This is a genomic window from Mycobacterium sp. TH-M82 (assembly GCF_057473605.1).
Genome location: NZ_JBYCKY010000806.1, coordinates 1 through 5,587, shown reverse-complemented (window position 1 = coordinate 5,587; position 5,587 = coordinate 1). Strand labels below are relative to the sequence as shown.

Genomic DNA, 5,587 nt, shown 5'->3' with positions numbered 1-5,587 from the left:
CTGCTTGGTCAGGTCATCGAAGACGATCAGCACATGCTTGCCCTGATACATCCAGTGCTGGCCGATCGCTGAACCGGTATACGGCGCAAGCCACTTGAAGCCGGCCGAATCCGATGCCGGCGCGGCGACGATGGTGGTGTAGTCCATCGCACCGCCCTCTTCCAGGGCACGGCGCACGCTGGCGATGGTGGTGCCCCTCTGCCCGATGGCCACATACACGCAGCGCACCTGCAGGTTCGGATCACCGGACTCCCAGTTCTGCCGCTGATTGAGGATGGTGTCCACGCACACGGCGGTCTTGCCGGTCTTGCGGTCACCGATGATCAGCTGGCGCTGGCCCCGGCCGATCGGTGTCATCGAGTCGATGGCCTTGATGCCGGTCTGCAGCGGCTCCTTGACGCCCTGGCGCTGCACCACCGACGGCGCCTGGATCTCCAGCGCCCGACGGTCCTCGGCGTCGATGTCGCCGCGGGCGTCGATCGGCTGACCGAGTGGGTTGACCACCCGGCCCAGGAATGCGTCACCGACCGGAACCGACAGCACCTCGCCGGTGCGCTTGACCTGCTGTCCCTCCGCGATGTTCTCGAAGTCACCCAGGATCACCGTGCCGACGCTGTGCTCGTCGAGGTTGAGCGCCACCCCCAGCACGCCGCCGGGGAACTCGAGCAGCTCCTGCGTCATCACCGACGGCAGACCTTCGACGTGGGCGATGCCGTCGCCCGCGTCGATAACGGTGCCCACTTCCTCACGAGCACTCCCCGCGGAGAACGACCCCACGTACTCCTCGATCGCGCCCTGAATGTCGTCAGCGGAGATTGTCAACTCGGCCATGGCTTTTCGTCTTCCTGCTTTCGGTTATGAGATGATGGTCGACTAGTGGTGTTCAGTCCGGCAATTGGGCTTTGGCGGCGGCCAGACGAGACGAGAGTGAACCGTCGATCACCTCGTCGCCGACCGAGATGGCCAGTCCGCCCAGCAGCGCGGGGTCGATGTGCACCCGCACCGTCACCGGATGGCTGTAGATACGGCTCAGCACCGCGTCCAACCGAGTGCGCTGGGCATCGCTGAGCTCGGCCGCGGCGCCGACGTACGCCACCACCTCACCACGGCGAGCCACCGCGAGTTGGGCCAGGTCGGCTACCGCCTGGTGGGCAGGTTGACCGCGCAGCAGCCCGACGGTCTGTGCCAGCAGCGCAACCGTGAGCGGGTTGACGCCGCCGCCGCTGCTGTCCATCACGTTGCGCAGCAGACCGATCCGGCCCTCGGCCGGTGTGGTGTTGTCGCTGAGCAGCGTGTCCAGCCGCGGTTGGCCGTCGAGGATGCGGGAAAACCGGAACAGCTGGTCTTCCACCTCATCGGCCTGGCCGTCGCGTTCGGCACACAGCAACAGCGCCTGCCTGGCCAGGTGTTCGATGGCGTCGATGAGATCGGTTTCTCTGGACCAGCGCACCGATACCGCGGTCGTCATCAGCTGCAGCGCCGGGTCGCCGACACGGCCGGCGAGCAGCCGTTCCGTCAGCCGGATCCTGGGCGCGGCGTCCTCGGCCGACACGGTCAGGGACCGGGCCACCACGGTTTCGCGGCCAAGCAGGCCGGCGATTGCGGCCAGGTCTTCGGCGAGGGCGGACAGCCCCTGATCGTCGAGACCATCGGCGGCCCGGGCGAACTGCTGCACCAAACCGTCCAGCCCCTGCCGACTGGCCGAGCGCATTCTGGCCGACACCGGATATTCACTATCGGCCCGGTCCGCCGGCTTCGGTGCCATGGCCTCGAGCTCGTCGAGAAAACGGTCGACGGTGGCAGATCGCCGTGCCGGGTCGGCGACGTGGTCGCAGACCAGTTCCCCGGCGCGCCGCACGGATTCGGCACCTAAGTCGAAGCGAAGCTGGCGGATCGTCTGCGCGCGCAACAACCCGACCTGCTGGGCGCCGGCCACCTTGACGCGTTCCGCCTCCACATCGGCCTGGCCGCGCAGCTGTTCGGTGATGCGCTCGGCGTCGGCGCGGGCCTCTTCGGTGACCCGTTGCGCCTCCAGCTCGGCATCGGCAACCGCCTTACCGTGGGCCCGGCTTGCTTCGGCCAGCCGATCGGCGGCAGCCGCCGCCGACTCCAACTGCTCACGCACCGACTGCTGCTGCTCGGCCATCAGTCGGCGCAGCGGCGGAATGACGAACCGCCACACAAACCACACGATGACCGCGAAGCCAACCAGTTGTCCGATGAATGTCGACATCTCCCGCTACCGCCCCCTGGTCTCCGAGACCCCCGAGGCTCCTGAGGTGACGCGTGCTGGCCCCGAGCTCACCGAGTCCACTGCGACACCGAGGATCCGGCTGGCCAGGGTCGTCGACAGAGTCTCCACCCGGGCGCGAAGCTCTTCGGCGATGTCGTCGCCCTCCCGCTTGAGTTGCTCGTTGGCGTTTTGCAGCGTCGATGCCACCTCCGTATCGGCGGCCGAGCGCAGGTCCTCGACGAGCTTTCGGCCCTCGGCCCGGGCGTCGTCTCGAACGCTCGCCGCGTCGAGGCGCGCCGAGGACATCTTCTTCTCGTAGTCGGCGTCGGCGGCAGCGAACTGCTCAGCCGACGCCTTGTTGTCGGCGAGGGTCCGAGTGACCATGTTTTCCCGCTCCCGCAACACCTTCATGATCGGTGGAACCACGAAAGTCCCGATCACGGCGAGCACGATCAAGAAGATGATCAGCACGACGAAGAAGGTGCCGTTGGGGAGCAGGAAGTTGTTACCTCCCGCGCCCCCTTCGGCGATGTGGCGCGCAGTCATGTCACCCATCTCAGTGCATCAACCCAGCGGGTTGGCGAAGACGAACAGCGCCATGAACGCCAGGTTGATGAAGTACATGGCTTCCACCAGGCCGACGGTGATGAAGAACGGGGTGAACAGCCGGCCCTGGGCTTCGGGCTGGCGGGCCACACCGGCGATCAGGGCGTTGCCGGCGATACCGTCACCGATAGCCGCACCGATCGCGCCGCCCCCCAGGATCAGTCCACCGCCGATGAGGGCACCCATCGCGATTTGCGGGTCCATTGCTTTTCCTCCTTGTTAGCTGGTAGTGACCTACCAGATCTCTATTAGGTCTCTATTAGGTCTCTAGGTGTCTACGAGATCCATGTGCCGCCTTGGTTACTCATGCTCTTCCATCTCCATCGCCTGGGCGAAGTACAAGATGGTCAGCAACGCGAAGATGAACGCCTGGATCAACCCGACGAACAAGTCGAACGCCTTCCAAATCGCGTTGGGCGCCCACATGACATACGGCGGAAACAGCGCGATCAACGCCACCAGGATGCCTCCGGCGAAGATGTTGCCGAAGAGTCGCAGGGACAGTGAGACCGGTTTCGCGACTTCCTCGACCAGATTGAACGGGGCCATGAACGCGACGTGGCCCTTGAGCACCCCTAGCGGGTGGCCCAGGAAGCCGCGGCGCCAGATCCCGGCCAGGTGGTAGCAGAGGAACACGAACAGCGCCAGCGCCAGCACATAGTTGATGTCCGCCGCCGCCGGGGAGAGCAGTTCGGTGCTGCGCCCGTCGGCATCGGTGTACTGCAGCGGCAGCACCGAGAGCCAGTTGGAGATCAGGATGAACACGAAGATGGTGACCGCCAGCGGCAACACGAACGGCGCGATCCGCATCCCGATCGCGCTTTCGATCTGGTTGCGCATACCGACCGTGACCGCCTCGAAGAACAACTGCACACCGCCGGGCACGCCGGTCGAGGTGACCTTGACGCGCAGGAAGAAAGCCAGTCCGATCACGATCACCCCGGCGATCGCCGACGACAGGACGGTGTCGGTGTTGACGACGCCCACCAGGGGCCAGACAGCCGTGCGGTGTTCGCCGACCTCGATTGCGGCCTCGGCCAGGGTGGTCTCGATCATCGCTGCGGCGCCGTCCCTTCCGCGCCAAGATCAGCTTGATCGCCATCGGAGCCGGCCGCACCGCGCAGCGTGTTCAGCACCGGCAGCGCGGTGCTGGTCACCAGCAGCACCTCGAACAGCGCCAACCCGATCAGCACGCTCAGCCCCTGCGGCCGGAACAGGTAGGCAATACCCAGGCCGATGACGGTGATGATCAACAGCCGGGTCGCGGAGTTCAGCGCCATCTTCGATTTCAGCGGGTGGGCTTGCGCGGTGATCGACTGCACCGAGCGGCGCACCAGCAGGGCATTGGCCAAACCGAGTGCCAGGCCCAGGCCGAAGAACACACCCAACGTCGGCTGACCCAGCTGTCTGGCCGCAACGACCGCAGCAGCGGTCAGGGCGACGCAGATGATGAGCAGCCGAACCGGTCGAAATACCACAGAAGGCAACACCAACGGCGCATCCTGCGCTGGCGTCGTCACCACCTCACCTCAATCTCACCCCAATCTCGCGTTCCCGAGCGCCACCTCTGTGACTTCTGCGCGACCCGCCGAGCGTATCGGATGCCACAGGACGCGCTGAAATCACCAAGGGCCGTACCACCGTTATAGCGGAGTCTACTACTGTTCGTCGTAGACATTGTCGCTGCGTAGCAGGGGGATGAGGGTGACGACCACTGCGATGACAATGGCGCCCAACATCACCGCGCCGGTATAGCGCGGGTCGAAGAAGATGGTGCTCGCGGTGCCGAACGCGACGATGCCCACCCAGAGGTAGATCAGCAGCACCACCCGGCGATGCGAGTGGCCGATCTGCAGCAGCCGGTGATGCAGGTGCATCTTGTCCGCGTGAAAAGGACTGACCCCGGCCCGGGTGCGCCGGATGATCGCCAGCAGCAGGTCCAGCGCGGGTACGAACAGCACGGCTGCCACCAGCAGGAACGGTGACATCAACACGAACACGTCGCGCGCGCCGTACGCACTCTGCGAGATGGGGCCCGCCGCGGTGGTCGACGCGGCCGCCAGCATCAGACCGATCAGCATCGATCCGGAGTCGCCCATGAAGACCTTGGCCGGGTGGGAGTTGTGCGGCAGAAATCCCAGGCAGGCTCCGGCCAGCACCACCGAGATCACCGCCGGCGGGTAGTACAGCACGTCGCCGCCGTGGTGTCCCAGCAGGCCCACGGAGAACATGCAGATCGCCAGCGCGGTGATCAAACCCAGGCCGGCCGCCAGTCCGTCGAGCCCGTCGACGAAGTTCATCGCGTTGACGATCGACACCGTCAGCGCCAAGGTGAGCAGGATCGAGGAGGCCTGGTCCAACACCACCGTGCCCACCCCGCCCAGGGGGATGTACAGCACGCTCCACGCGACGCCCATGGTGACCAGCACACTGGCGGCAGTGATCTGGCCGGCGAACTTGGTCAGCGCGTCCAGTCCCCACTTGTCGTCCAGCAGACCGATACCCATGATCACCCCGCCGGCCACCACCACCGCTGGCATGCCCGAGGAGTAGACGAAGCCGCGGGTCAGCGCCGGCAGTTGGGACGCCAGGAACACGGCGGCCACGACGCCGAGGTACATCGCCAGGCCGCCCATCCGGGGCGTCGGGGCCACGTGCACGTCGCGCTCGCGCGGATGGGCCACCGCACCCAGCCGGGTGGCCAGCACCCGCACCGGCCCGGTGGCGAAGTAGGTGATGATCGCCGCG

7 protein-coding genes are annotated in these 5,587 nt (G+C 66.2%); all 7 read right to left on the bottom strand.

Annotated features, from left to right (window positions below; translation table 11 throughout):
• On the bottom strand, nucleotides 1–831 hold an 831-nt coding region (locus AC2VON_RS23715), incomplete at its 3' end, for a F0F1 ATP synthase subunit alpha (protein ID WP_486955041.1).
• A gap of 52 nt (nucleotides 832–883) precedes the next feature.
• Nucleotides 884–2,233, bottom strand: a complete 1,350-nt coding sequence (locus AC2VON_RS23710) for a F0F1 ATP synthase subunit B/delta (RefSeq protein WP_486955040.1) — start codon at nucleotides 2,231–2,233, stop codon at nucleotides 884–886.
• A gap of 6 nt (nucleotides 2,234–2,239) precedes the next feature.
• Nucleotides 2,240–2,788, bottom strand: a complete 549-nt coding sequence (locus AC2VON_RS23705; protein ID WP_486955039.1) for a F0F1 ATP synthase subunit B — start codon at nucleotides 2,786–2,788, stop codon at nucleotides 2,240–2,242.
• A gap of 9 nt (nucleotides 2,789–2,797) precedes the next feature.
• The gene (locus AC2VON_RS23700) at nucleotides 2,798–3,043 is read right to left on the bottom strand and encodes a F0F1 ATP synthase subunit C (RefSeq protein WP_486955038.1); all 246 of its coding nucleotides are present in this window, start codon (nucleotides 3,041–3,043) and stop codon (nucleotides 2,798–2,800) included.
• A 96-nt stretch (nucleotides 3,044–3,139) separates the two neighbouring features.
• Nucleotides 3,140–3,895: a F0F1 ATP synthase subunit A gene (gene atpB, locus AC2VON_RS23695; protein WP_486955037.1), complete on the bottom strand. Its 756-nt coding sequence runs from the start codon at nucleotides 3,893–3,895 to the stop codon at nucleotides 3,140–3,142.
• A complete protein-coding gene (locus tag AC2VON_RS23690) occupies nucleotides 3,892–4,359 on the bottom strand; it encodes an ATP synthase subunit I (RefSeq protein WP_486955036.1) in 468 nt (155 codons plus the stop codon). The genes atpB and AC2VON_RS23690 overlap by 4 nt, the downstream gene beginning before the upstream one ends.
• Nucleotides 4,360–4,497: 138 nt before the next feature.
• On the bottom strand, nucleotides 4,498–5,587 hold a 1,090-nt coding region (locus AC2VON_RS23685; protein WP_486955035.1), incomplete at its 5' end, for a glycosyltransferase family 4 protein.